The organism is Streptomyces sp. RGM 3693, assembly GCF_050471125.1.
In the GTDB taxonomy this organism is placed as follows: Bacteria; Actinomycetota; Actinomycetes; order Streptomycetales; family Streptomycetaceae; genus Streptomyces.
The window spans coordinates 1,781,700-1,805,948 of the sequence record NZ_JBMPPQ010000002.1 but is presented as its reverse complement, the minus strand read 5'-3'; the positions used below and the strand labels follow the sequence as shown (position 1 = coordinate 1,805,948).

Here is a 24,249-nt window from a genome sequence, read left to right as displayed (position 1 = left end):
CCAGTGTGCCTGATGCTGCGGTACGTTCCGCCCCATGAGGCTCTCCCTTCTCGGTGGTGGCGGCTTCCGGGTACCGCTGGTCTACCGCGCACTGCTGGACGACCCCACACGCTCCGTCTCCGAGCTGACGCTGTACGACACCGATCCGCGCCGGGTCGCGGTGATCTCCGAGGTGCTGGCCAAGCTGGCCCGGGGCCGTACCGAACCGGTACCCGTACGGGTGGCGGAAACTCTCGACGCCGCGCTGACCGGAGCCGACTTCGTGTTCTCCGCCATACGGGTCGGCGGTACCGCCGGTCGCATCCGGGACGAGCGGATCCCGCTGTCGGAGGGCGTCCTGGGCCAGGAGACGGTCGGCGCCGGCGGGGTCCTCTACGGGCTGCGGACGATCCCGGTGGCGCTGCACATCGCCGAACGGGTCGCGGCGCTCGCCCCGGGGGCGTGGGTCATCAACTTCACCAATCCGGCGGGGATGGTGACCGAGGCGATGGCGCAGGTGCTGGGTGACCGGGTCATCGGGATCTGCGATTCGCCCGTGGGGCTGGTGCGCCGGGCGGCGCGGGCGGCCGGCGCGGACCCGGCGGCCCTGGAGGACCCGACCCGGTCCGGCTACGACTACGTGGGGCTCAACCACCTCGGCTGGCTGCGCTCGTTGACGCTCGACGGCACCGATGTCCTGCCCGGTCTCCTGGGCGACGCGACGGCGCTGGGCTCCTTCGAGGAGGGCCGGCTCTTCGGCCCGGAGTGGCTCCGCGTCCTCGGCGTCCTCCCCAACGAGTACCTGCACTACTACTACTTCCGCCGCGAGACCCTGCACTCCGTACGGGACACCGACGAGACCCGCGGGGAATTCCTGGACCGGCAACAGGGCGGCTTCTTCGAACGGGCCGGGGCGGTCGGCTCCCCGGAGGCGGTGTACGACCTGTGGGAGCGGACCCGGCTGGAGCGCGAGGAGACGTACATGGCACACAGCCGGGAGGCGACCGGCGGCTGGCAGCGGGACAGTCACGACCTGGAGGGCGGCGGCTACGACCGGGTGGCGCTGGCGCTGATGCACGCCATCGCCGGCGACTCCGGACGACGGCTGATCCTCAACGTCCGCAACGGGACGACGGTGCCGCAGCTGGCGCCGGACGCGATCGTGGAGACGGTGTGCGAGGTGACCGCCAAGGGGGCCCGGCCGCTGCCCTGCGCGCCGCTGCGGGAGGACCAGTTGGGCCTGATGCTCCAGGTCAAGGCGGTCGAACGGGCAACGGTGGCAGCCGCCCTCTTCAAGGACCGCGACGCGGCGCTACGGGCCCTCGCCCTGCACCCCCTCGTCGACTCGGCAGCGGTGGCCGCCCGCATCCTGCAACGAGCGGCCACCGAACGCTGAGGCCGGGGCCTGCCCCCGACCCCGGCGCGCGGCGAACGCCCCTACGGCGCCGCGCCGCGGGGGCGGGACCACCCTGTCGTGCCGCTCACGGGAATCCCCCACGCTCGGTAATCCCCCGCACCGTCGGCACGGGCCGGATGGGCCCCGCGGCGCCCGTACGTGCAGGAAAGGCCCCGCGCCGCCGCACGGGCCGGATAGGCCACGCCCCGCCCCGTGCGTGTGGGAAAGGCCCCGCGCCGCCCCGTACAGGCAGGAAAGGCCCCGCGCCGCCCCGTGCGTGCGGGAAAGCCCCGCTCCCCCGCGCCACAGGAATACGCCCCGCCCCCGCCACGTTGTGGCCCCGCAGGGGGCGTTCAAGCCCCCTACGGGATCTGTTCGCCCCGCCCCTAGTGGCCCCGGGCGATCCACTCCGCCAGGTGGGGTGCCTCCTGGCCGATGGTCGTCGAGTCGCCGTGGCCGGTGTGGACCACGGTCTCCGGCGGCAGGGCCAGCAGCCGGTCGCGGAGCGAATCGATGATCGTCGGGAAGTCGGAGAACGACCGGCCGGTGGCGCCGGGGCCGCCTTGGAAGAGGGTGTCCCCGGTGAAGACGGTGTTCAGGTCGGGGGCGTACAGGCAGACCGCCCCGGGCGCATGGCCGGGGGTGTGCAGCACCATCAGGTCGGTGCCGGCGATGGTCAGCACCTGACCGTCCGAAAGCTCTCCGTCGGGGGCGGTGTCAGGGTGGGTCTGCTTCCACAGCGGCAGGTCGGCGGGGTGCAGGAGGATCCGCGCCCCGGTGCGGGCGGCGAGCGCCGGGGCCGCGTCGATGTGGTCGTTGTGCGCGTGGGTGCAGAGGATGGCGCGCAGCGCGCGGCCGTCGAGGGCCCGCAGGATGGCGTCGGCGTCATGTGCGGCGTCGATGACGACGGCCTCCGAACCGTCGCCGACGATCCACACGTTGTTGTCGACGTCCCAGGTGCCGCCGTCCAGCGAGAACGTCCCGGAGGTGACGAGGTGGTCGATGCGGGCGGTCATCACAGCACCACCACCGAGCGCAGCACGTCACCGGCGTGCATCCGGTCGAAGGCCCGCTCCACGTCGTCGATGCCGATGGTCTCGGTGACGAACGCGCCGAGGTCGATCCGGCCCTGCTGGTGGAGGTCGATCAGCATCGGGAAGTCCCGGGACGGCAGGCAGTCGCCGTACCAGGAGGACTTCAGGGCGCCGCCGCGGCCGAAGACGTCCAGGAGGGGGAGTTCCAGGGTCATCTCCGGGGTGGGCACGCCCACCAGGACGACCGTCCCCGCGAGGTCGCGGGCGTAGAACGCCTGCCGGTAGGTCTCCGGGCGGCCGACCGCGTCGATGACGACGTCCGCGCCGAAGCCGCCGGTCAGCTCGCGGACGGCCTCGACGGGGTCGGTGGCGCGGGAGTTGATGGTGTGGGTGGCCCCCATGGTGCGGGCCGTCTCCAGCTTCCGGTCGTCGATGTCGACGGCGATGATCTTGGCGGCGCCGGCCAGTCGGGCACCGACCACCGCCGCGTCGCCGACGCCGCCGCAGCCGATGACCGCGACCGAGTCGCCGCGGCCGACCTGGCCGGTGTTGATCGCGGCGCCGATGCCCGCCATCACCCCGCAGCCCAGCAGCCCCGCGACGGCCGGTGAGACCGCCGGGTCGACCTTGGTGCACTGGCCGGCGGCGACCAGCGTCTTGTCGGCGAACGCCCCGATGCCCAGCGCCGGGGTGAGCTCGGTGCCGTCCTTGAGCGTCATCTTCTGCTGCGCGTTGTGGGTGTTGAAGCAGTACTGGGGCCGCCCGCGCAGACACGCCCGACAAGAGCCGCACACCGCACGCCAGTTGAGGATGACGAAGTCCCCGGGGGCGACGTCGGTGACGCCCTCGCCCACCGACTCCACCACCCCGGACGCCTCGTGGCCGAGCAGGAACGGGAAGTCGTCGTTGATCCCGCCCTGCTTGTAGTGCAGGTCGGTGTGGCACACCCCGCACGCCTGAATCTTCACCACGGCCTCGCCGGGCCCCGGATCGGGCACCAGGATCGTCTCCAGCCGGACCGCTTCGTTCTTCCCCGGCGCCACGACGCCGCGCACTTCCTGTGCCATCGGTACCGCCCCTCTTCGAAGATCACGTACGGGACCACTGTGGCGCACCGCCACCGTCTCGTGCCACACCGTACGCGGGCGTGACAGGGGGCACGGGGCAAGCCGCTCCAGTGGGTCCGGTGGGCTCCCCGGGGCACGGGATCACGGCGGTGCCCGCCCGGGTCACCAGCGGGGCACCGCGGGCGTGATCCAGCCGGGGTCGGCGCGGCGCATCGCGGCGGCGTCGTCGCGGTTGCGGTACGTGCCGTCGTCGTCCAGCCAGCGGCGGTGCAGCGCGGCGAGCCGGTCCCGGTTGAGGGTGACGCCGAGGCCGGGGGCGTCGCCGACGTCCAGGTGGCCGTCGCGGAAGGTGAGGCGGTCGGTCAGGACGTCCTCGGTCTGCCAGGGGTAGTGGGTGTCGCAGGCGTGGTCCAGGTTGGGGACGGTGGCCGCGACCTGGGTCATGGCGGCGAGGCTGATGCCGAGGTGGGTGTTGGAGTGCATGGCCAGGCCGAGGCCGAAGGTGCGGCAGAGGGCGGCGAGTTCCCGGGTGGCGTGCAGTCCGCCCCAGTAGTGGTGGTCGGAGAGCACGATCCGGACGGCGCCGCGGGCGAGCGCCTCGGGGATCTCCTCGAAGGTGGTGACGCACATGTTGGTGGCGAGCGGGACCGGTGTGCCGGCCGCGACGCGGGCCATCGCCCCGGTGCCGCTCACCGGGTCCTCCAGGTATTCCAGGACGTCCGCCAGTTCGTCGGCCACCTGGAGTGCGGTCTCCACCGACCAGGCGCCGTTGGGGTCCAGTCGCAGCGGCCGCCCGGGGAACGCCTCGGCCAGCGCCCGGATCGCGGCGCTCTCCCGGTCCGGCGGGAAGACCCCGCCCTTGAGCTTGAACGAGGTGAAGCCGTGGCGGTCGGCGAACCGGCGGGCCTGGGCGACGATGCCGGCCGGGTCGAGGGCGGCGCCCCAGTCGTCCGGCTCGCCGAGGCCGTCGGGGTGCCGTTCCCACCGGTAGAAGAGGTAGGCGCTGTAGTCGACCCGGTCGCGCACCGCGCCGCCGAGCAGGGCGTGTACGGGCAGTCCGGTGGCGTGCCCCCAGGCGTCCAGGCAGGCGACTTCGAAGCCGGAGCGGACCGAGCGTCGTAGTTTGCGGGCGTTGCGGACGCCGCGCAGTCCGGCGGCATCGACGCCGTCCGGGCCGGGCTCCTCCGTCGCGCCGCCCACCTGGTCGGCGAGCGCGGACAGGCCGTTCAGGTCCGTGACCGGGCGGCCGATCAGGGCGGTGGCCAACGGGCGGGCCAGGTCTAGGTATTCGGCATCCCCGTAGGTCTCGCCCAGGCCGGTGGCGCCGCCGGCGGTGACCAGCTCGATGATCAGGCGTGGGGTGTACGGCTGGTGAACGCCTTGGGTGTTGAGCAGTGGAGGGTCGGCGACCAGGACCGGGGTGAGTCGGACCTCGGTGACGGCCAGGTCCGTGGGGCGGGGGGCGACCATCGGCGTTCGTCTCCATATGTAGACAACATCCATGGACAGGGCTGGAGGCTAAAGAGCGCACGCACGGCCCGTCAAGAGCCGTGCCATGCCGACCAGTTGGACGCCCCCCTCATCGCCACCTTTGCCAACCCTTTAATCTTCGCGCGTAGATAGCTGCTCGCCACCTCTGTTACATCTACCCGGGACCACCCACGCTTCCCTAAGGAGCCGCGCATGCCCCGCCCCGCCCTCTCCCCCCGCGTCCGCCTGGGCGGTGCGGTGGCCGCCGTCGTCGTCGCCGGCACCGCGGTGTTCGGCGCCGGCCAGGCCACCGCCGAGCACTCTGTGCCGCGCACCGACAAGGAAATTCCCAACCTCACCCAGGTACAGGACAAGATCAAGGCGTACTACGGCGACACGGTGACGGCCGACGGCGAGCACTACGCCTCCCCCACCAGCAACTACGCCCGCCAGGTCCGCGGCATCGAAACCAAGGCGCGCGCCTACCTGGCCGGCGCGCTCGCCAAGAAGAACACCGGGAAGACCAAGCCCGCCATCGTCCTGGACATGGACGACACCACCCTGCTGACCTACAACTACGAGCTGAAGGTCGGCTTCAACTTCACCCCCAAGTCCCAGGACGCGTACCTGGAGCACACCGACATGGCCGCGGTCTTCGGCATGAACGACCTGGTCAACTGGGCCCACAAGAAGGGCGCCGAGGTCTTCTTCCTCACCGGCCGCAAGGAGGCGCAGCGCGACTGGAGCGTGCGCAACCTCAAGAACGTCGGCTACGACGTCCCGCTGGACCGCCCGCACGTCTACCTGCGGGACAAGGAGCACCCGCCCGCCTACCTGCCGTGCGGCACGACCTGCTCGACCATCGACTTCAAGTCGGGCACCCGCCGGCACATCGAGTCCCTCGGCTACCGCGTCGTCGCCAACTTCGGCGACCAGTACAGCGACCTGGAGGGCGGCGCGGCGCAGCGCACCTTCAAGCTGCCGAACCCGATGTACTACCTGCCGTAGGCGGCTGCCCCCGGCGCCCTCCCCAGGGCGCCGGGGCTTCTTCAGCGCCTCTTGGGGAGCGGCACCCGCAGCAGGTCCTTGGCGATGGTGAGTTCACCGGTGAAGCCCGCCGCGCGCGCCTGCCGCTCGAAGTCCGCGGGGTCGGCGTAACGCTGCGAGAAGTGCGTCAGCACCAGGTGCCGCACCCCGGCGTCGGCGGCCACCCGAGCTGCCTGACCAGCAGTCAAGTGCCCGTGCTCCTCGGCCAGTTGGACGTCCTCATCGAGGAACGTGGACTCGATCACCAGCATGTCCACGCCGGCCGCGAGCGCATGGACGCCGTCGCACAGCCGGGTGTCCATGACGAAGGCGAAGCTCTGGCCGGGCCGCACCTCGCTGACCTCGTCGAGGGTGACGCCGTTCAGTTCGCCGGCCCGCTGGAGGCGGCCGACGTCCGGTCCGGCGATGCCGTGGGCGGCCAGCCGGTCGGGCAGCATCCGCCGGCCGTCCGGCTCGGTCAGCCGGTAGCCGTACGACTCGACCGGGTGCGAGAGCTTGCTCGCCGTCAGGACGTACCCCTTGGCGCGGTCCAGTTCGCCGTCGGCGGAGACCGGCCGCTGGGCGATCCGGACCGTTTCGCGGTAGGCGGTGGCGTACCGCAGCCGCTCGAAGAACCGCTCCCCGCTGGCCGGGTAGTGGGCGGTCACCGGATGCGGCACCCGGTCGAGGTTGATCCGCTGGATCACCCCGGCCAGGCCCAGCGAGTGGTCACCGTGGAAGTGGGTGATGCAAATCCGGTTGATGTCGTGGGCGGCGACCCCGGCCCGCAGCATCTGGCGCTGGGTGCCCTCGCCGGGGTCGAAGAGCAGCCCCTGACCGTCCCACCGCAGCAGATAGCCGTTGTGGTTGCGGTGCCGGGTGGGGACCTGGCTGGCGGTCCCGAGGACGACCAGTTCGCGTACCGACATGGCTCGTTACCCGGGGGGCCACTGGAGGCCGCGGCCACCGAGGACGTGCAGGTGGGCGTGGAAGACGGTCTGGCCGGCGCCGGCGCCGGTGTTGAAGATGACCCGGTAGCCGGTCTCCTCGATCTCCTCCGCGGCCGCGACCTCGCGGGACTCGCACAGTATGTCGGCGATCACCTTCGGCTCGGCGGCGGAGAGCGACGCCGCGTTCGGGTAGTGGACCTTGGGGATCACCAGGACGTGCGTCGGCGCCTGGGGGTTGATGTCGCGGAACGCGACGGTGGTCTCGGTCTCGCGGACGATCGTCGCCGGGACCTCCCCCGCCACGATCTTGCAGAACAGGCAGTCGGCCTGCGGTTCTCCCGCCACCGGTGGACTCCTCCCGGGTCGCGCGACACGCACCGTGCGGACGCCCTCCGGATGCTAGCCGATCACCCCGGGCGGTCCCGGGGGCCGGTCCCCCGGGACCGCCCAGGGGCCGATCGGAGGCGGCCCGGTGCCGGTCACCCGGTTCGCGGCCCGGCAGACCCTAAGGTGATCTTCCAGACCGCATTGGCCCCACAAACGGGAGTTATGCACCATGGCAACCACACGCACCGCCGCCACCCACTGGGAAGGCAACCTCCTGGAGGGCAAGGGCACCGTCGCCCTGGAGTCCTCCAAGATCGGCAGCTACGACGTGAGCTGGGCCGCCCGCTCGGAGCAGCCCGGCGGCAAGACCAGCCCCGAGGAACTGATCGCGGCGGCCCACTCCTCCTGCTACTCGATGGCGTTCTCGCACGGCCTGGCCGGCAAGGGCTTCACCGTCGAGGCCGTGGACACCCGAGCCGACGTCACCTTCCAGCCGGGCGAGGGCATCACCGGCATCGTGCTGACCGTCAAGGCCCGGGTTCCCGGCCTGTCCGAGGCGGACTTCCAGGCCGCGGCCGAGGACGCCAAGAAGAACTGCCCAGTCAGCCAGGCGCTGGCGGGCGTCAAGAACATCGCGCTCCAGGCCGAACTGCTCGACTGACGTGCCAACGACGGCGTGCCGGTCGGTCCTTGGGGCCGGCCGGCACGCCGTTACGCGTCGCCGTCCGCGTCCGGCTTGAGCAGGGTGTCCATGGTGAGCGCGGCCGCCAGGGAGATGGAGCGCAGGGGCTCCGCCATCGGGCGCAGCACCTCGTAGTAGTAGTAATCGGCCCCGAAGGCGACACCCAGGACGCGGTCCAGCAGCGAACGGCCGATCCTGGCCACCTCGACACCGGTGTGGTCGGTGATGGTGAAGTTGAACGCGCTCCAGCTCGCCTGGATGTGGCCGACGGTGGCGCCGTTGGCGATCAGGTCGAAGCTGCCGAAGGTGACCACCCGGCCCTGGATGATCTCGCCGACCGGCGGTCCAGCACCGAGTAACTGGTGGTGGTGTCAACCCACTTGACGTCCTGGTTGACCGCGAGCACCTCGGCCGAAAGCAGCACCTCCGGGCCACCGCCGCCCATCGGCGGGTACTGCCGTTGCCCGGGGACCTGGGGGGCGTACTGCCGCGGCGCCTGGGTGTGCTCGGTCCAGCGGTACCCGTCCCACCAGCGCAACACCGGTGCGCCGGAGGGATCCTGATACCAGCCTTGGGGCACCGCAGGTTGCTGAGTCACGGCGCCGACTGCGTCCCGCACCGCCCCAACCCCCGCCCGGGAGGCGGGAGTTCGACGACGGGAACCTAGCTCCAGCGGCCGGTGCGGCCCAGCAACAGGGCGGTCGCCGCGGTCCCGGCCGTGGAGGTCCGCAGCACGCTCGCGCCCAGGCGGTACGGCTTGGCGCCCGCCTCCGCGAAGGCCGCCAGCTCCTCCGGCGAGACCCCGCCCTCGGGGCCGACGACCAGCACGATCGACCCCTCGGTAGGGAGATCGGCGGTGGCGAGCGGGGTGCTGCCCTCCTCGTGGAGGACGGCGGCGAAGTCGGCATCGGCGAGCAGCGCGGCGACCTGCTTGGTGGACAGCGGGTCGGCGACGCGCGGGAACGTCAGCCGGCGGGACTGCTTGCCCGCCTCCCGGGCCGTGGCGCGCCACTTGGCCAGCGACTTGGCGGCCCGCTCGCCCTTCCACTGGGTGACGCAACGCGCCGCGGACCACGGCACGATGGCGTCCACGCCGGTCTCCGTCATGGTCTCCACGGCCAGTTCCCCGCGGTCACCCTTGGGCAGCGCCTGCACGACGGTGAGGGTGGGCACCGGCGGTTCCTCGGTGCGCAGCCCGGTGACGGCGACGGTGAGCCGGTCCTTGCCCTCGACGGCGGCGACCGTGCCCTCGGCGCCGGTCCCGGCACCGTCCGTCAGTACGACCTCCTCACCGACCCGCAGCCGCCGCACCGACACCGCGTGCCGGCCCTCGGGACCGTCCAGGGTCAGCGTGCCTCCGGCCCGTACGCCGGCGAGCGAATCGACGAGGAAAACGGGCGCCGTCACACCGCACCGCCGATGCCGTAGTCCGGGCCGCCCAGGCCCAACGAGACGCGGGTGGCCTCCAGTTCGGCGGCGAGCACCTCCACCAGCTGCCCGGCGGGCATCTCCCGTGCCAGTCGGTGTCCCTGCCCCGCCCAGAGGTTCATCCCCTGCGCGTCGCCGGCCTTGGCGGCGGCCTTGCGGACCGGGGAGGTGAGGTAGTGCACGGCGGGGTAGGCGGCCGGCGCGTACGGGCCGTGCTCCCGCAGGAAACGATTCACCAGTCCGCGGGCCGGTCGGCCGGAGAACGCCCGGGTCAACTCGGTGTGCGTGAAGAGGGGGTTGGTCAGCGCCTGCTTGTGCAGCGGGTTGGCGCCGGACTCGGGGGTGATCAGGAAGGCGGTGCCCAGCTGCGCCATCGAGGCACCGGCGGCCAGCACCGCCGCGATCTGCGAGCCGCGCATCAGCCCGCCGGCGGCGATCACCGGGATCTGCACCGTCTCGCGGACCTGGGTGAGCAGCGCCAGCAGCCCCAGCCCCGAGCCGGTCCCGTCGGCGTGCGGATCGTCCCGGTGGGTGCCCTGGTGGCCGCCCGCCTCGACGCCCTGCACGCACACCGCGTCCGCCCCCGCCCACTGCGCGGCCTGCGCCTCGGCGGCGGTGGTGACCGTGACGACGGTGTACGTACCGACCTTGGCGAACGCGTCGAGGACCGGCCGCGTGGGGCAGCCGAAGGTGAAGGAGACGATCGGCACCGGGTCGTCGCGGAGGATCGCGAGCTTGGCCTCGTAGCCGTCGTCGGTGGAACCGTTGATGTCGCCGAGCTCGGTCTCGTACCAGGCGGTCTCGCCGGCGAGTTGCTCGCGGTAGACCTCGACGGCGGAGGTGTCGGCCAGGGAGGGCTGCGGCATGAAGAGGTTGACGCCGAAGGGGCGGCGGGTCAGCCCCCGCAGCTGTTTGATCTCCTGGTACATGCCGTCGGCGGTCTTGTAGCCGGCGGCCAGGAAGCCGAGTCCGCCGGCTTCGCAGACGGCGGCGGCCAGCTCGGGGCCGGAGCCACCGCCCGCCATCGGGGCCTGCACGATGGGGTGGCGGCAGAAATCGGTGAGCGCGGTGGGCATGCACACATCGTGTCACGCCTCACGCCGTACCCCGAACTGGGGCGGCGGTCACGGAGAGCTCCCCGGACCCCGCCCCGAACGGTGTGCCTACCGCCCGTTGAAGGCGTCCTTCAGGCGGGAGAACAGCCCCTGCTGACCCGGCTGAAACTGACCCTGCGGGCGCTCCTCGCCGCGCAGCTTGGCCAGCCGGCGCAGCAGTTCCTCCTGCTCGGGTTCGAGCTTGCTCGGAGTCTGCACCTCGACGTGGACGATCAGGTCGCCCCGGCCGTTGCCGCGCAGGTGGGTCACGCCACGACCGTGCAGCGGGATCGACTGGCCGGACTGGGTGCCGGGCCGGACGTCGATCTCCTCCACCCCGTCCAGCGTCTCCAGCGGGCATTTGGTGCCCAGGGCCGCCGCGGTCATCGGGATGGTGACCGTGCAGTGCAGATCGTCCCCGCGCCGCTGGAACACCGAGTGGGGCAGCTCGTGGATCTCGACGTAGAGGTCGCCGGCGGGACCGCCACCGGGGCCCACCTCGCCCTCGCCGGCCAGCTGGATCCGGGTGCCGTTGTCGACACCGGCCGGGATCTTGACCGTGAGGGTGCGGCGGGAGCGGACCCGCCCGTCGCCCGCGCACTCGGGGCACGGCGTCGGGACGACGGTGCCGAAGCCCTGGCACTGGGGGCACGGCCGGGAGGTCATGACCTGGCCCAGGAAGGACCGGGTGACCTGCGAGACCTCACCGCGACCACGGCACATGTCACAGGTCTGCGCGGAGGTGCCCGGCGCCGCGCCCTCACCGCTACAGGTGGTGCAGACGACGGCGGTGTCGACCTGTATGTCCTTGGTCGTGCCGAACGCGGCCTCGCTCAACTCGATGTCGAGGCGGATCATCGCGTCCTGGCCGCGGCGGGTCCGCGAGCGCGGGCCACGCTGCGAGGCCGTGCCGAAGAACGCGTCCATGATGTCGGAGAAGTTCCCGAAGCCCGCGCCGAAGCCGCCCGCGCCGCCGGCTCCGCCGGTCTGCGAGAGGGGGTCGCCGCCGAGGTCGTAGACCTGCTTCTTCTGCGGATCCGACAGGACCTCGTAGGCGGCGTTGATCTCCTTGAACCGCTCTTGGGTCTTGGGGTCCGGGTTCACATCCGGGTGCAGCTCGCGTGCCAGCCGCCGGAACGCCTTCTTGATCTGGTCCTGCGAGGCGTCCCGACCGACACCGAGGACCGAGTAGTAATCCGTGGCCACTTACGACTCCGCGAGGATCTGTCCGACGTAACGTGCCACTGCGCGTACCGCTCCCATCGTTCCGGGGTAGTCCATGCGGGTCGGTCCGACCACGCCCAATTTCGCGACGGCCTCGTCGCCAGAACCGTATCCGACGGTGACGACCGAGGTGGACGTCAGGCCCTCGTGAGCATTCTCATGCCCGATACGTACGGTCATGCTCGAGTCCTTGGCCTCCCCGAGCAGCTTGAGCATCACCACATGCTCCTCGAGGGCCTCCAGCACCGGCCGGATGGTCAGGGGGAAATCATGCCCGAAGCGCGTCAGATTGGCGGTGCCGCCGATCATCAGCCGCTCTTCGGTTTCCTCCACCAAAGTCTCCAGCAGTACCGACAGTACTGTCGAGACGGTGGCCCGGTCGTCCTGTTCGAAGGATTCCGGCAGATCCTGCACCAGCTGCGGGACGTCCGCGAAACGGCGGCCGACGATCCGGCTGTTGAGCCGGGCCCGCAGGTCCGCCAGGGACGTCTCGCCGAACGGCGTCTGGCAGTCGATGAGTCGCTGCTCGACGCGTCCGGTGTCGGTGATCAGCACCAGCATCAGCCGGGCCGGGGCCAGTGCCAGCAGTTCGGCGTGACGGACCGTGGACCGGGTCAGGGACGGGTACTGCACCACCGCCACCTGCCGGGTCAGCTGCGCCAGCAGGCGCACCGTGCGCCCCACCACGTCGTCCAGGTCGACGGCGCCGTCCAGGAAATTCTGGATCGCTCGCCGCTCGGGGACGGACAGCGGCTTGACGCCGGCCAGCTTGTCGACGAAGAGGCGGTAGCCCTTGTCGGTCGGGATCCGCCCGGCGCTGGTGTGCGGCTGGGCGATGAAGCCCTCGTCTTCCAGAGCCGCCATGTCATTGCGGACAGTGGCCGGGGAGACCCCCAGCTGGTGGCGCTCGGTGAGCGCCTTGGAGCCGACCGGCTCCTCCGTCCCGACATAGTCCTGGACGATGGCGCGCAGCACTTCCAGTCTGCGTTCGCTGAGCATTCCGCCACCTCCAGTCGGCCGTCCCGCCGTGTCGTCACTTCTCCTGGCACTCACATGGGCCGAGTGCCAAACCCGGAGCCAGTGTACGGCCGGGTAGCGCGGATGCGGCAAGGGCCGGCGCACTGAGGACTTACCCACCGCCGTGGAATCCGACCCCCGGGCCGCCCCTGAGAGCACCCTGATCCCGCCCCGAGGAAACCCCGATCCCGCCCCGCCACGGCCCCTGGTCCGCACCCGGGGCGGCACCCCCACGGGGCCGCCGCCCGGCCGTATCCGCCGGGTGCGAGGGCGGGGTGACGGGCAACGTTATCGCGGGGCGCCGGTCCCTGCCGCTGCCCTCGCACCGTCCGCCCGGTGTGCGGTCGCGCGGGGGAAGGCAGGCGGGAGAGTGCCGGCAGGGGCTAGCGTCTCGGTATGCGCATCACGTGGGAAGAGGCGGGCTGGGAGCGGCTGGGGGACGGTGTCACCCGGCGTCGGATGCCCGGCTGGGACGAGACGATCGGCGTGATCGCCGGCTCGGAGGGCGTACTGATCGTCGACACCGGCGCGACCATCGGCGCCGGGGCGGAACTGCGCCGCACCATCCGCGCCGTACTGGGCCGCGATGTGACGTATGTCGCGCTCACCCACCCGCACTTCGATCACGTCCTGGGCACCGCGGCCTTCGCGGGGGTGCAGGTGTTCGGCGCGACCGGGTTGGACGAGCTGCTGCGGCACAACAAGGACGCGCTGCGGGACAGCGCGGTGCGGCACGGTGTGGACCCGGACGCCGCGGCGGAGGCCGCGGACCTGCTGGTCGTCCCGCACCACCACGTGCACGGGCAGCTGACCGTCGGCCTCGGCGACCGGGAGGTGTTGCTGGCCAACGTCGGCCCCGGGCACACCGCCCACGACCTGGCCGTCCTGGTGCCCGGCCGGGCCGGCGAACGGGAGATCGTCTTCTGCGGCGACCTGGTCGAGGAGTCCGGTGAGCCCCAGGCGGGCCGCGACGCGCTGCCCGGGCAGTGGCCGGCCGCGTTGGACCGGCTGCTGGCGCTGGGCGGCGAGGACGCGGTGTACGTGCCGGGCCACGGCGCGGTGGTCGACGCCCGCTTCGTCCGCGCCCAGCGCGATGCCCTGGCAGCCCGTTTCGGCACCGACTCCCCCTGAGGCGACGCCCGTTGGCCCGGCTACCGGGCCGCCTAGCCCTCGGGCGGCCCGGCAGCCCGGCCCCTTGGCTCCCGGGCCCGTCGCCCGGCAGCCCCGCAAACCCGTTGACCTCACCGCCCCGCCGACCCGCCGCCCCGCCGACCTGTAGGGAAGCAGACCCGCATGCACAGCAGGCACTACAGCCCCGACCTCACTCCCCCCTGGAAGAAGCCGAAGCCGGCGCCGGAGGTGCCGGCCGACCCCGGACTGGTCGTCGAGGAGGTGGTGACGGGCTACTGCGGCGCGGTCCTGCGGTGCGAGAAGACCGCCGAGGGCCCGACGGTCACCTTGGAGGACCGCTTCGGCAAGCAGCGGGTGTTCCCGATGGTGCCGCGCGGCTTCCTCCTGGAGGGCCGGACCGTGACCCTGGTCCGGCCGCAGGGCCGGCCGGCGCCGAACGGCCCGGCGCGCACCGCGTCCGGTTCGCTCGCGGTGCCCGGGGCGCGCGCCCGGGTCGCCCGCGCCGGCCGCATCTATGTGGAGGGGCGGCACGACGCGGAGTTGGTAGAGCGCGTCTGGGGTGACGACCTACGGATCGAGGGGGTCGTCGTGGAGTACCTGGAGGGCATCGACGACCTCCCGGCGATCGTCGATGCGTTCTCCCCCGGCCCGGACGCCCGTCTCGGCGTGCTGGTGGACCACCTCGTCCCCGGCTCGAAGGAATCCCGGATCGCAGCGGCGGTGACCGGTGCGCACGCGCTGGTCGTGGGCCATCCGTACATCGACGTCTGGCAGGCGGTGAAGCCGTCCTCGGTGGGCATCGCGGCGTGGCCGCAGGTCCCCCGGGGCCAGGACTGGAAGACCGGGGTGTGCCGGGCGCTGGGCTGGCCGGAGAACACCGGAGCGGCCTGGCAGCGGATCCTGTCCCGGGTGCGGTCCTACAAGGACCTGGAGCCGGCGCTGCTGGGGCGGGTGGAGGAACTCATCGACTTCGTGACGGCGCCGGAGGGGACGGACGGCCACTGAGGGCCCTTGGGGGCGGTGTGCGCCCCTGGTGGCACACCGTGCGCCGGGCCGGCGGTGAGCGCACTCTGGTAGCAGCGATTCCGGAGGTGACCGCCATGTTGAAGACCGCTGTCGGATGGCATGTCGAGATGGAATTCGAGGAGGACACCCACCGCACCCGGGCCGCCGCCCTGGTACGGCTGCCCGACGGGACCGAGGTGCGGTCCCATGGTTATGCCAGCCGCCACCCAGCCGACGGGAATCAGCCCCGGGTCGGCGAGGAGGTCGCGGGGGCCAGAGCCCTCAACGATCTGGCGATGCAGCTGCTGACCAAGGCCCACGACGAGATCGACACGGCGTCGGGCCGGACGTCCTACCCGCTGACCCACTGACGTCCGTTGATCCTTGCCCCTTGATCCGCTGGCCCTTGATCCGCTGGCCCTTGCCCCGTTGACCCGGCGGCGACCGCCGGGGCGTCGGCGGCACGGGGGCGGGGCGGTCGGAGCGGTCAGTCAGGGCGGGCAGAGCAGTCGGAGCAGTCAGAGCGTTCGGAACGGTCAGTCCACCAGGTCGCGCACCACCGCGTCCGCGAGCAGCCGCCCGCGGAGCGTCAGCACCGCCCGCCCCTCCTCGTAGGGCCCGGGCGCCAGGAGGCCGTCGGCCACCGCGCGGGCGGCGGCACGGGCGCCCGCGGGGGCAAGGAGGGAGAGCGGGCAGCCGGTGGCGAGGCGGAGTTCCAGGAGGATCCGCTCGACGCGGCGGTCCTCGGTGGCGAGCTGTTCCCGGCCGGCGCCCGGGGAGCGGCCCTCGGCGAGGGCCTGGGCATAGGCGCCGGGGTGTTTGACGTTCCACCAGCGGACGCCGCCGACGTGGCTATGGGCGCCGGGGCCGGCGCCCCACCAGTCCGCGCCGGTCCAGTACAGCTCGTTGTGGCGGCAGCGGGCGGCCTCGGTGGTGGCCCAGTTGGAGACCTCGTACCAGGAGAAGCCGGCGGCGGTGAGGCGTTCCTCGGCGATCAGGTAGCGGTCGGCGTGTACGTCGTCGTCGGTCATCGGGACCTCGCCGCGGCGGATCCGGCGGGCCAGCTGGGTGCCCTCCTCGACGATCAGGGCGTACGCGGAGATGTGGTCCGGGCCGGCGCCGGTGGCGGCGTCGAGGGAGGCCCGCCAGTCGTCGTCGGACTCGCCGGGGGTGCCGTAGATCAGATCGAGGTTGACGTGCGCGAAGCCGGCCGCGCGGGCCTCGGCGACGCAGGCTTCGGGACGGCCCGGGGTGTGCGTGCGGTCGAGGATCTTCAGGACGTGCTGCCGGGCGCTCTGCATGCCGAAGGAGACGCGGTTGAAGCCGGCCGCACGCAGCTCGGCGAGATAGCGCGGATCGACCGACTCCGGGTTGGCCTCGGTGGTGATCTCGGCGTCGGGCGCCAGGCCGAACTCGTCGCGCAGCGCGGCCAGCATCCGGCCGAGGTCGGCGGCGGGCAGCAGGGTCGGGGTGCCGCCGCCGACGAAGACCGTCTCGACCGGGCGGGGGTCGTCGCCCAGCACCTTGCGGGCCAGCCGGACCTCCTCGACGAGGGTGTCCGCGTAGGTCTCGCGGGAGGCCAGGGCGCCACCGGGGCCGCGCAGCTCGCTGGCGGTGTAGGTGTTGAAGTCGCAGTAGCCGCAGCGGGTGGCGCAGTACGGCACATGCAGATAGAAGCCGAGCGGCCGCTGGGCGGCACCGGTCAGCGCATGGCGGGGCAGTGCCCCGTCCTCGGGCATCGGCTCACCATCTGGCAGTGCGGAAGGCATGGGGTCCATTGTCCGTCATGCCGGACGGTGCCGGGCCGCGGTCCGGGCGGAGGCGGTGAGCGGTACCGGGGACGGGGGGTGGGACACGGTCGGTGGGCGGTGGGCCGCGGTCGGTGGGCGGCGGTCGGCGGGCAGCAGTCGGCGGGCGGTGGGCGGTCGGCAGTCGGGCGGCGGGCGGTCGGTGGGCAGTCGGCGGGCGGGCGGAGACGCCCTACGGACGCCGCTCGGAGGGTCGCCCCGGGCCCCTCCGGCGGTCGGCACCGGCTGCCCCGGGATCCGGAATACCGTCCCCGCCCGCCCGGTTGTGGCCCCGCAGGGGAGCCTCACACCCCCTACGGGACCTGTTCGACCACCCCTTACGGGCCCCCTGCGACCTCCGGCCTGTGACCAGCCGCCGTCTGTGGCCACCCGCCTACGGGCACCCGCCCGCCGCCTGGAGCACCATCAGCGCCAGGTCGTCGTCGGGCGGGGTCGGCCCGAAGGCGTGCACCGTGCGGCGGATGTGCTCGGCGATGGCTTCGGCGCTCTGCCCGGCCGTCGCGGCGAGCGCGGTGGCCAGCCCGTCCTCGTCGTCGAAGAGCCGCCGGCCGCAACGGCGCTCGGTCACCCCGTCGGTGACGCACAGCAGCGTCTCCCCGGGGCAGAGGTCGAAGGACTCGCTGACGTACGACGCGTCCTCGACGACGCCCAGCAGCATCTGCGGGGCCGCGGCGACCCGGACCGCGCCGTCGGCACCGAGGACCAGCGGCAGCGGGTGGCCGGCGCTGGCGAGGGTGCAGCGGGCACCACCCGAACCGCCGCGGTACGGGACGATCTCGCCGTAGAGGAGCGAGAGGAAACGGGCCTGCTCGCCCTCCTCGCGGATCTCCACCGGGGCCTCGGCGCCCGCGCCGGCCGCCGCCACCGCCGCCGCGACCGCAGCGACGGAGTCCGCGGCCTCCCGGGCCATGGTCTTGTTGAGCCGGTCGAGGACCTCGGCGACGCCGAAGCCGTCGCGGGCCAGCAGCCGCAGCACCGGCCGAGCCAGCCCGGTGACCGCGGCGGCCTCGGGACCACTGCCGCAGACGTCGCCGAGCGCGAAGCACCAACGGCCGTCGCCGGCGTCGAAGAGGTCCCAGAAGTCACCGCCGGCCCAGGCGCCCTCGCGCGGCTCGTAGACCACCGCGGACGCCACGCCGGGCACCCGGGCCCGCCCCTGCGGCAGCAGCCTGCGCTGGAGGACCCGGCTGATGCGTTCCTGGCGGCTGTAGGCGCGGGCGGTGGCCACCGCGCGGGCGGCCCGGCCGCACAGGTCCTCGGTGAGCGCGACCACCTCGCCGGGGAAGCGCCGCAGCCCGGCCCGGCCGAGCAGCAGGGTGCCGAGCCGACGGCCGCCGGCGACCAGAGGGCAGGCCAGAGCCGCGCCGCCGGGCTCGCGGTCGGTCGGTTCGTGCGGCCAGGGCCAGGGCACCGGGGCCGGCCGGTGGTCGGTGGCGCCGTCGGCCCACCGGCCCGGCGGTTCCTTCTCCAGGGCGGTCCGCAGCGAGTCGATCCGGCCCTCGGACAGGTGCCAGACCCGGGCCAGCCGCGGCGCCTCGCCGTCCTCGGTGAGACCGCGTCCGGGGGCGCCGCCGTCGCCGTCGTGGAGCCATACCGCGCACCAGTCGGCGAGCCGCGGGACGATCAGCTGGCAGGCCAGCGAGGCGACCTGGTCGGCGTCCAGCTGTCCGGAGAGCAGGTCGGACGCCTCCGCCAGGAAGGACAGCGCACCGCTGTCGACGCCGCCGCGGTCCCGTACGGGGCGGTCCTCGGGCGGGGCGGCACGGCGCGGCACCGGGGCGAGGAGTTCGGAGGCCCGCAGTTCCCGCCGGAACCTCTGGTCGTCGAGCGCGCCGTAGGTGTGGAACGCGCCGTAGGCATCGCAGGTGTCGTGGGGGTCATACCCGTTGTGGGCGTCGTACCCGTCGTAGGCGTCGTAGGCGTCACAGGCGTCATAGGCGTCGTCTGGGGCTTCCGGCTCCGGCCAGGCGACGTCCGGGCCGCCTACCGGCAGCCGGAACCACACCGTCTTCATCGACCGCCGGTAGGTGACGCCCCAGGCGTCGGCCACCGCGCTGATCAGCCGGAGCCCGTGGCCGCCGCCCTCGTACGCCCCGGTGTCCTCGCGGGCCCGCACCGGCTGGGTGGGGTGCCGGTCGGAGACCTCGACGACCAGGCCGGGGCGGGGCGGTTCCTCGGGGACGGCGTCCGGGGGGTCGTCGAGGTGCGGCACCGGCTCCTCGGCGGGGTCGAGCCGGCACAGCAGCTCGACGGTGGTGCCCGCGTGCACCACCGCGTTGGTCACCAACTCGCTGACCAGCAGTACCGCTTCGTCCGCCAACCGGTCGGTGAGCCGGTCGGCGCCGGGCAGCCGCCGCTCGGTCCAGTCCGCGAAGGCGGTCCGGACGAACTGTCGCGCGGCCGCCGCGGCCCGCGGGTCGCCGGGCAGCGTGGCCCGCAGGGAGCGGGCAGCGGCCCCGGCAACGTCGTCCCGTCCGGCCGAAGTTGTCATCCTCATTGAGCAACTCCCGAGCAGTTCCCCAGCGGCGCCGGATGCGCCACCGCCAGAGTGACAGAACGAGCCCACCCATAAACGGTGAGTCACGGAAGTGCGTGGTCAGAGGGGTCAATTCGGCTGACGCGGCACGACAGTTAGCCGGCGGTCCGGCCGGAGTCCGCCCGGACCGCCGGCCGCCACGCCCTCGGGATCGCTCTCGCAGGGGCCACCCCGCCCCCGTCGCTACGCCTCCCGCGCCCCGGCGTACATCTCGTCGAGCAGGTCCTTGAACGCCCGCTCCACCACCGGCCGCTTGATCTTGAGGCTGGGGGTGATCTCCCCGTGCTCGATGTCCAGGTCGCGCGGCAGCAGCCGGAACTTGCGGATCTGCTGCCAGCGCTGGAGCCCCTCGTTGACCCGCTCCACGTAGCCGTCGATCAGCGCGCGGACCTGGTCGGTGGCGACGACCTCGGTGTAGGTCCTGCCGCCCAGGCCGTGCTCCTCGGCCCATTTGAGGATGGTCGGTTCGTCCAGGGCGATCAGGGCGGTGCAGAAGTTCCGGTTGGCGCCGTGCACCACCACGTTGGAGACGAACGGGCAGACCGCCTTGAACTGGCCCTCCACCTCGGCGGGCGCGATGTACTTACCGCCGGAGGTCTTGATCAGGTCCTTCTTGCGGTCGGTGATCCGCAGGTAGCCGTCCGGGGACAGCTCGCCGATGTCGCCGGTGTGGAACCAGCCGTCCTCCTCCAGGACCTCGGCGGTCTTGTCCGCCAGGCCGTGGTAGCCCTGCATGATGCCGGGGCCGCGCAGCAGGATCTCGCCGTCCTCGGCGATCCGCACCTCGGTGCCGGGCAGCGGCTTGCCGACGGTGCCGGTGCGGTACGCCTCGCCGGGGTTGACGAAGCTGGCGGCGCTGGACTCCGTCAGGCCGTAGCCCTCCAGGATGTGGATGCCGGCGCCGGCGAAGAAGTAGCCGATCTCCGGGGCGAGGGCGGCCGAGCCGGAGATGGCGGCGCGCAGCCGGCCGCCGAACGCCTCCCGCAGCTTGGTGTAGACCAGGGCGTCGGCGACCTTGTGCTTGGCAGCCAGCGCGAACGGCACCGAGGCGTTGCCGGTGCGTCGGAAGTTGTCCTGGGACGCCTTGGCGTACTCGCGGGCCACTCCGGCCGCCCACTGGAAGATCTTGTACTTGGCGCCGCCGCCCTCCCGGGCCTTGACCGCGACGCCGTTGTAGACCTTCTCGAAGATCCGCGGGACGGCCGCCATGTAGGTCGGCCGGACCACCGGCAGATTCTCGATGATCTTGTCGACCCGGCCGTCCACCGCGATCACGTGGCCGACGGAGATCTGCCCGGCGGTCAGCACCTTCCCGAAGACGTGCGCCAGCGGCAGCCAGAGGAACTGCACGTCGTCCGCGGTGACCATCCCGGTCGCCTGGATGGCGCGGGCCATGTACGCCCAGCAGTCGTGGGGCAGCCGGACGCCCTTGGGGCGGCCGGTGGTCCCCGACGTGTAGATCAGGGTGGCCAGCTGGTCGGAGCGGAGCGCGGCGACCCGCTCCTTGACGCACTCCGGGTGCTGCTCCAGATAGGCGGTGCCGCGCTTCTCCAGCTCGGCGAGGGAGAGCACCCAGCCCTCCGGGTCGTCCTCGACGGGCTGTGCGTCGGCCTCGTCGATGACCACGACGTGCGCCAGCTCGGGCAGCTCGGCGCGCTTCTCACGGGCCTTGGCAAGCTGTCCGGCGTTCTCCGCGATCAGCACCCGACTGCCGGAGTCGGCCAGGATGAAGGCGGTCTCCTCGGTGCTGGTGGAGGGGTAGACGGTGGTGGTGGCGGCGCCGGAGCAGAGCACGCCGAGGTCGGCGAGGATCCACTCCACCCGGGTGTTGGCGGCCAGGGCCACCCGCTCCTCGGGGTGCACGCCCAGCGCGATCAGCCCGGCGGCCGCGGCGAGCACCCGCTCGGCGGCGTCGGCCCAGGTCAGCACCCTCCAGTCGTCCGGTCCTGTGCCCGCGGCACGAGGGACGGGGTAGCGGTAAGCCTCGGCGTCCGGTGTGGCCGCGACCCGCTCCAGGAACAGGGTCGCCACTGAAGGCGGCCGGTTGTCGATCAGCGTGTGAGTGTCGGTCACGGCGTCCTCCGGGGCCCGCTTCGTTGCTGGTGACTCGCGAGTAACCTTTGAGCAGTGATCAGACTAGAACGCGTGACGCCGCCACGTAAGGGGCTGCACCCGACTGGTTCACGATGTGACCCGAGCGATAGGTGCACATGACACCCGCTTGACCGGAGAAGTCCCCGACAGCACGTGCGACCGGCCCCGACATGCCACGGGGCGCCGGTCCCGAAGGAACCGGCGCCCCGTGGCGTGCGTCCTGCGTCCGCTACTTCTTCGCCTACTTCTTCGCCTTGCTCTCGCCGTCGGAGTCCGAGGACAGCACCGCGATGAAGGCGTCCTGCGGGACCTCCACGCTGCCGACCATCTTCATCCGCTTCTTGCCTTCCTTCTGCTTCTCCAGCAGCTTCCGCTTACGGGAGATGTCACCGCCGTAGCACTTGGCGAGGACGTCCTTGCGGATGGCGCGGACCGTCTCACGGGCGATCACCCGGCTACCGATGGCGGCCTGGATGGGCACCTCGAAGTTCTGCCGCGGGATCAGCTCGCGCAGCTTGGCGACCAGCCGCACGCCGTACGCGTACGCCTTGTCCTTGTGCGTGATCGCGGAGAACGCGTCGACCTTGTCGCCGTGCAGCAGGATGTCGACCTTGACCAGGTCGGAGGTCTGCTCACCGGTCGGCTCGTAGTCCAGCGAGGCGTAGCCGCGGGTCTTGGACTTGAGCTGGTCGAAGAAGTCGAAGACGACCTCCGCGAGCGGCAGGGTGTAACGGATCTCGACCCGGTCCTCGGAGAGGTAGTCCATGCCCATCAGCGAGCCGCGGCGGGTCTGGCAGAGCTCCATGATCGCGCCGATGAACTCGCTGGGCGACAGGATCGTGGCCCGGACGACCGGCTCGTGCACCACGTCGATCTTGCCGGTCGGGAACTCGCTGGGGTTGGTGACGGTGTGCTCGGTACCGTCCTCCATCTCCACGCGGTAGACCACGTTGGGTGCGGTCGCGATCAGATCGAGGCCGAACTCGCGCTCCAGGCGCTCCCGGATGACCTCCAGGTGCAGCAGGCCCAGGAAGCCGACGCGGAAACCGAAGCCCAGGGCCGCCGAGGTCTCCGGTTCGTAGACCAGCGCGGCGTCGTTGAGCTGGAGCTTGTCCAGCGCTTCACGCAGTTCGGGATAGTCCGAACCGTCGAGCGGGTACAGCCCCGAGAACACCATCGGCTTGGGGTCCTTGTAGCCCCCGAGGGGCTCCACCGCACCCTTGGTGAGCTGGGTGATCGTGTCACCCACCTTGGACTGCCGAACGTCCTTCACCCCGGTGATCAGATAGCCCACCTCGCCGACGGACAGACCGTCGGCCGACTTCATCTCCGGCGAGTTCGTGCCGATCTCCAGCAGCTCGTGCGCGGCGCCGGTGGACATCATCTTGATGCGCTCACGCTTGCTGAGCGTGCCGTCGACGACCTTCACGTACGTCACGACACCGCGGTACGCGTCGTAGACCGAGTCGAAGATCATCGCGCGGGCGGGGGCGTCCTTGACGCCGACCGGGGCCGGCACCTCGCGGACGACCTTGTTCAGCAGCTCGGGCACGCCGACGCCGGTCTTGGCGGAGACCTTCAGGACGTCCTCGGGCTCGCAGCCGACGAGGTTCGCCAGCTCGGCGGCGAACTTCTCGGGCTGTGCGGCCGGCAGGTCGATCTTGTTGAGGACGGGGATGATCGTGAGGTCGTTCTCCATCGCCAGGTAGAGGTTGGCGAGGGTCTGGGCCTCGATGCCCTGGGCGGCGTCGACGAGGAGGATGCAGCCCTCGCACGCGGCCAGGGAGCGGGACACCTCGTAGGTGAAGTCGACGTGGCCCGGGGTGTCGATCATGTTCAGGATGTGGGTGGTCCCACTTCCCTCTTCGCCCTCGGACGGCGCCCAGGGCAGCCGGACCGCCTGGGACTTGATCGTGATGCCGCGCTCGCGCTCGATGTCCATGCGGTCGAGGTACTGCGCGCGCATCTGCCGCTGGTCGACGACACCGGTGAGCTGGAGCATCCGGTCGGCGAGCGTCGACTTGCCGTGGTCGATGTGCGCGATGATGCAGAAGTTACGGAGGAGCGCCGGGTCGGTACGGCTCGGCTCCGGCACGTTCGTAGGGGTCGCGGGCACGCAGGGTCCATTCAGTGAACGCGGGTAGGCGGGACTCGGTCTTGTGATGTCTCCCCCATCGTCCCATGAGCGCCGGGGGTGAGCGGTTCGGGCGTCCGGGGCGAGGTCAGCGCCGAGGCCGGGGCCGAGGCAGGTCGGGTCGGGTCGCGTCGGGGTCGGGGTCCGGTGGGGTGGCGGGTCCGGGGCTGGGTGGGGTGGCTCACAGTGCTGGGGACGGAGCGGCGATCGGGCGGGTGCGGGCGGTGCGGTCCCGTCACCTCCGGGCCGGGCCGGGCGACGGTGCGGACGCGGACCGGGCGGCATGAACCCTGGGCCGGGCCGCATGAGCCCTGGGCCGGGGCGGCTGCCGCGCTTGATGTGGGCTGCGTGGTCCTCTGCACCTGCGGCGCGATCCTCTATACGGGCGGTGCGGTCGCAGGTACGCGCCCCGGGCCGGGATCGAGGCCCGGTTTGGGAGCCCGCAAACCCTCCTGGTAGCCTGGTCCACTGCGCTTCGTGCCCTCTCTAGTGCGCGGCGCAACTCGAAACTCCAACGAACCTGAAAAGGCTCTTTCGTGGCGAACATCAAGTCCCAGATGAAGCGGATCAAGACCAACGAGAAGGCTCGTCAGCGCAACAAGGCTGCCAAGTCCTCCCTGAAGACCGCGATCCGTCGCACCCGTGAGGCCATCGAGGCCGGTGACCTGGAGAAGGCCACCGCCGCGCAGGCCCTGGCGTCCCAGAAGCTCGACAAGGCCGTCAGCAAGGGTGTTCTGCACAAGAACAACGCCGCCAACAAGAAGTCGGCGCTGGCCAAGAAGGTCGCCTCCCTCAAGGGCTGACCCTTTGCCTGACCGCGCCTGACGCGGTCACCCTGCCGTACAGG

Annotated in this window: 22 protein-coding genes; 7 read left to right on the top strand and 15 right to left on the bottom strand. The window is 72.1% G+C overall.

What is annotated here, in order from left to right; all coding sequences use genetic code 11:
- The first annotated feature begins 34 nt into the window (after positions 1 to 34).
- Entirely contained in the window at positions 35 to 1,375 is a 1,341-nt protein-coding gene (locus ACO0M4_RS25380; protein ID WP_430373214.1) for a 6-phospho-beta-glucosidase, read from the top strand.
- 386 nt (positions 1,376 to 1,761) lie between these two features.
- Here the strand turns inward: ACO0M4_RS25380 and ACO0M4_RS25375 are convergent, their stop codons facing one another.
- The 3 genes from ACO0M4_RS25375 to ACO0M4_RS25365 all read right to left on the bottom strand — a co-directional run bounded on the left by ACO0M4_RS25375 (position 1,762) and on the right by ACO0M4_RS25365 (position 4,946).
- Complete coding sequence (locus tag ACO0M4_RS25375) at positions 1,762 to 2,391, bottom strand: MBL fold metallo-hydrolase (RefSeq protein WP_430373213.1); 630 nt, start codon at positions 2,389 to 2,391, stop codon at positions 1,762 to 1,764.
- Positions 2,391 to 3,476 (bottom strand): S-(hydroxymethyl)mycothiol dehydrogenase, encoded by a 1,086-nt coding sequence (locus tag ACO0M4_RS25370; RefSeq protein WP_430373212.1) that lies wholly within the window; start codon positions 3,474 to 3,476, stop codon positions 2,391 to 2,393. Before ACO0M4_RS25370 ends, ACO0M4_RS25375 begins: the two co-directional genes overlap by 1 nt.
- Positions 3,477 to 3,638: 162 nt before the next feature.
- Positions 3,639 to 4,946, bottom strand: coding sequence for a glucarate dehydratase family protein (locus ACO0M4_RS25365; RefSeq protein ID WP_430373211.1), 1,308 nt, complete (start codon positions 4,944 to 4,946; stop codon positions 3,639 to 3,641).
- 213 nt (positions 4,947 to 5,159) lie between these two features.
- Between ACO0M4_RS25365 and ACO0M4_RS25360 the strand changes: the two genes are divergently transcribed.
- Positions 5,160 to 5,954 carry an HAD family acid phosphatase gene (locus ACO0M4_RS25360; protein ID WP_430373210.1) on the top strand — a complete coding sequence of 265 codons (795 nt, stop codon included), beginning with the start codon at positions 5,160 to 5,162 and terminating at the stop codon, positions 5,952 to 5,954.
- 41 nt (positions 5,955 to 5,995) lie between these two features.
- Here the strand turns inward: ACO0M4_RS25360 and ACO0M4_RS25355 are convergent, their stop codons facing one another.
- Both ACO0M4_RS25355 and ACO0M4_RS25350 read right to left on the bottom strand, forming a co-directional pair.
- Positions 5,996 to 6,901 carry a ribonuclease Z gene (locus tag ACO0M4_RS25355; protein WP_430373209.1) on the bottom strand — a complete coding sequence of 302 codons (906 nt, stop codon included), beginning with the start codon at positions 6,899 to 6,901 and terminating at the stop codon, positions 5,996 to 5,998.
- 6 nt (positions 6,902 to 6,907) lie between these two features.
- Entirely contained in the window at positions 6,908 to 7,267 is a 360-nt protein-coding gene (locus tag ACO0M4_RS25350) for a histidine triad nucleotide-binding protein (protein ID WP_430373208.1), read from the bottom strand.
- Positions 7,268 to 7,478: 211 nt separating this feature from the next.
- On the opposite strand from ACO0M4_RS25350, the gene ACO0M4_RS25345 reads away from it, so the two are divergent.
- Positions 7,479 to 7,910, top strand: coding sequence for an OsmC family protein (locus ACO0M4_RS25345; protein ID WP_430373207.1), 432 nt, complete (start codon positions 7,479 to 7,481; stop codon positions 7,908 to 7,910).
- Between the two features lie 50 nt (positions 7,911 to 7,960).
- On the opposite strand, the gene ACO0M4_RS25340 is transcribed toward ACO0M4_RS25345, so the two are convergent.
- The 6 genes from ACO0M4_RS25340 to hrcA form a co-directional block, all read right to left on the bottom strand.
- Positions 7,961 to 8,245 carry a hypothetical protein gene (locus tag ACO0M4_RS25340; protein ID WP_430373206.1) on the bottom strand — a complete coding sequence of 95 codons (285 nt, stop codon included), beginning with the start codon at positions 8,243 to 8,245 and terminating at the stop codon, positions 7,961 to 7,963.
- Positions 8,218 to 8,529, bottom strand: coding sequence for a DUF2510 domain-containing protein (locus ACO0M4_RS25335; protein ID WP_430373205.1), 312 nt, complete (start codon positions 8,527 to 8,529; stop codon positions 8,218 to 8,220). The genes ACO0M4_RS25340 and ACO0M4_RS25335 overlap by 28 nt, the downstream gene beginning before the upstream one ends.
- 65 nt (positions 8,530 to 8,594) lie before the next feature.
- A complete protein-coding gene (locus ACO0M4_RS25330) occupies positions 8,595 to 9,338 on the bottom strand; it encodes a 16S rRNA (uracil(1498)-N(3))-methyltransferase (RefSeq protein WP_430373204.1) in 744 nt (247 codons plus the stop codon).
- Positions 9,335 to 10,435, bottom strand: a complete 1,101-nt coding sequence (locus tag ACO0M4_RS25325) for a nitronate monooxygenase (RefSeq protein WP_430373203.1) — start codon at positions 10,433 to 10,435, stop codon at positions 9,335 to 9,337. Before ACO0M4_RS25325 ends, ACO0M4_RS25330 begins: the two co-directional genes overlap by 4 nt.
- 87 nt (positions 10,436 to 10,522) lie before the next feature.
- Entirely contained in the window at positions 10,523 to 11,659 is a 1,137-nt protein-coding gene (dnaJ, locus tag ACO0M4_RS25320; protein WP_430373202.1) for a molecular chaperone DnaJ, read from the bottom strand.
- Positions 11,660 to 12,676, bottom strand: a complete 1,017-nt coding sequence (hrcA, locus tag ACO0M4_RS25315) for a heat-inducible transcriptional repressor HrcA (protein ID WP_430373201.1) — start codon at positions 12,674 to 12,676, stop codon at positions 11,660 to 11,662.
- Positions 12,677 to 13,090: 414 nt separating this feature from the next.
- On the opposite strand from hrcA, the gene ACO0M4_RS25310 reads away from it, so the two are divergent.
- The 3 genes from ACO0M4_RS25310 (at position 13,091) to ACO0M4_RS25300 (ending at position 15,201) form a co-directional block, all read left to right on the top strand.
- Positions 13,091 to 13,825, top strand: a complete 735-nt coding sequence (locus ACO0M4_RS25310) for an MBL fold metallo-hydrolase (protein ID WP_430373200.1) — start codon at positions 13,091 to 13,093, stop codon at positions 13,823 to 13,825.
- Positions 13,826 to 13,987: 162 nt separating this feature from the next.
- Positions 13,988 to 14,830, top strand: coding sequence for a DUF3097 domain-containing protein (locus ACO0M4_RS25305; protein ID WP_430373199.1), 843 nt, complete (start codon positions 13,988 to 13,990; stop codon positions 14,828 to 14,830).
- 95 nt (positions 14,831 to 14,925) lie between these two features.
- Positions 14,926 to 15,201, top strand: coding sequence for a DUF1876 domain-containing protein (locus tag ACO0M4_RS25300; protein WP_390023855.1), 276 nt, complete (start codon positions 14,926 to 14,928; stop codon positions 15,199 to 15,201).
- 165 nt (positions 15,202 to 15,366) lie between these two features.
- Here the strand turns inward: ACO0M4_RS25300 and hemW are convergent, their stop codons facing one another.
- From hemW to lepA, 4 genes are all read right to left on the bottom strand, one after another.
- Positions 15,367 to 16,599, bottom strand: coding sequence for a radical SAM family heme chaperone HemW (gene hemW / locus ACO0M4_RS25295; protein ID WP_430373198.1), 1,233 nt, complete (start codon positions 16,597 to 16,599; stop codon positions 15,367 to 15,369).
- 412 nt (positions 16,600 to 17,011) lie between these two features.
- On the bottom strand, positions 17,012 to 19,129 hold the full coding sequence (locus tag ACO0M4_RS25290; protein WP_430373933.1) for a SpoIIE family protein phosphatase: 2,118 nt from the start codon (positions 19,127 to 19,129) through the stop codon (positions 17,012 to 17,014).
- Positions 19,130 to 19,357: 228 nt separating this feature from the next.
- Complete coding sequence (locus tag ACO0M4_RS25285; RefSeq protein ID WP_430373197.1) at positions 19,358 to 21,247, bottom strand: AMP-dependent synthetase/ligase; 1,890 nt, start codon at positions 21,245 to 21,247, stop codon at positions 19,358 to 19,360.
- 262 nt (positions 21,248 to 21,509) lie between these two features.
- Positions 21,510 to 23,384 (bottom strand): translation elongation factor 4, encoded by a 1,875-nt coding sequence (gene lepA, locus ACO0M4_RS25280; RefSeq protein WP_430373196.1) that lies wholly within the window; start codon positions 23,382 to 23,384, stop codon positions 21,510 to 21,512.
- Positions 23,385 to 23,938: 554 nt separating this feature from the next.
- Here lepA and rpsT point away from each other — a divergent pair.
- Complete coding sequence (gene rpsT / locus ACO0M4_RS25275; RefSeq protein WP_390023850.1) at positions 23,939 to 24,205, top strand: 30S ribosomal protein S20; 267 nt, start codon at positions 23,939 to 23,941, stop codon at positions 24,203 to 24,205.
- The last annotated feature ends 44 nt before the right edge of the window (positions 24,206 to 24,249 follow it).

Excerpts from the sequence above, each read along its gene's own strand:
- ACO0M4_RS25380 (WP_430373214.1), top strand. The coding sequence starts at position 35 with ATGAGGCTCTCCCTTCTCGGTGGTGGCGGCTTCCGGGTACCGCTGGTC.
- ACO0M4_RS25375 (WP_430373213.1), bottom strand. The coding sequence starts at position 2,391 with ATGACCGCCCGCATCGACCACCTCGTCACCTCCGGGACGTTCTCGCTG.
- ACO0M4_RS25370 (WP_430373212.1), bottom strand. The coding sequence starts at position 3,476 with ATGGCACAGGAAGTGCGCGGCGTCGTGGCGCCGGGGAAGAACGAAGCG.
- ACO0M4_RS25365 (WP_430373211.1), bottom strand. The coding sequence starts at position 4,946 with ATGGTCGCCCCCCGCCCCACGGACCTGGCCGTCACCGAGGTCCGACTC.
- ACO0M4_RS25360 (WP_430373210.1), top strand. The coding sequence starts at position 5,160 with ATGCCCCGCCCCGCCCTCTCCCCCCGCGTCCGCCTGGGCGGTGCGGTG.
- ACO0M4_RS25355 (WP_430373209.1), bottom strand. The coding sequence starts at position 6,901 with ATGTCGGTACGCGAACTGGTCGTCCTCGGGACCGCCAGCCAGGTCCCC.
- ACO0M4_RS25345 (WP_430373207.1), top strand. The coding sequence starts at position 7,479 with ATGGCAACCACACGCACCGCCGCCACCCACTGGGAAGGCAACCTCCTG.
- ACO0M4_RS25325 (WP_430373203.1), bottom strand. The coding sequence starts at position 10,435 with ATGCCCACCGCGCTCACCGATTTCTGCCGCCACCCCATCGTGCAGGCC.
- hrcA (WP_430373201.1), bottom strand. The coding sequence starts at position 12,676 with ATGCTCAGCGAACGCAGACTGGAAGTGCTGCGCGCCATCGTCCAGGAC.
- ACO0M4_RS25310 (WP_430373200.1), top strand. The coding sequence starts at position 13,091 with ATGCGCATCACGTGGGAAGAGGCGGGCTGGGAGCGGCTGGGGGACGGT.
- ACO0M4_RS25305 (WP_430373199.1), top strand. The coding sequence starts at position 13,988 with ATGCACAGCAGGCACTACAGCCCCGACCTCACTCCCCCCTGGAAGAAG.
- ACO0M4_RS25300 (WP_390023855.1), top strand. The coding sequence starts at position 14,926 with ATGTTGAAGACCGCTGTCGGATGGCATGTCGAGATGGAATTCGAGGAG.
- hemW (WP_430373198.1), bottom strand. The coding sequence starts at position 16,599 with ATGCCTTCCGCACTGCCAGATGGTGAGCCGATGCCCGAGGACGGGGCA.
- ACO0M4_RS25290 (WP_430373933.1), bottom strand. The coding sequence starts at position 19,129 with ATGACAACTTCGGCCGGACGGGACGACGTTGCCGGGGCCGCTGCCCGC.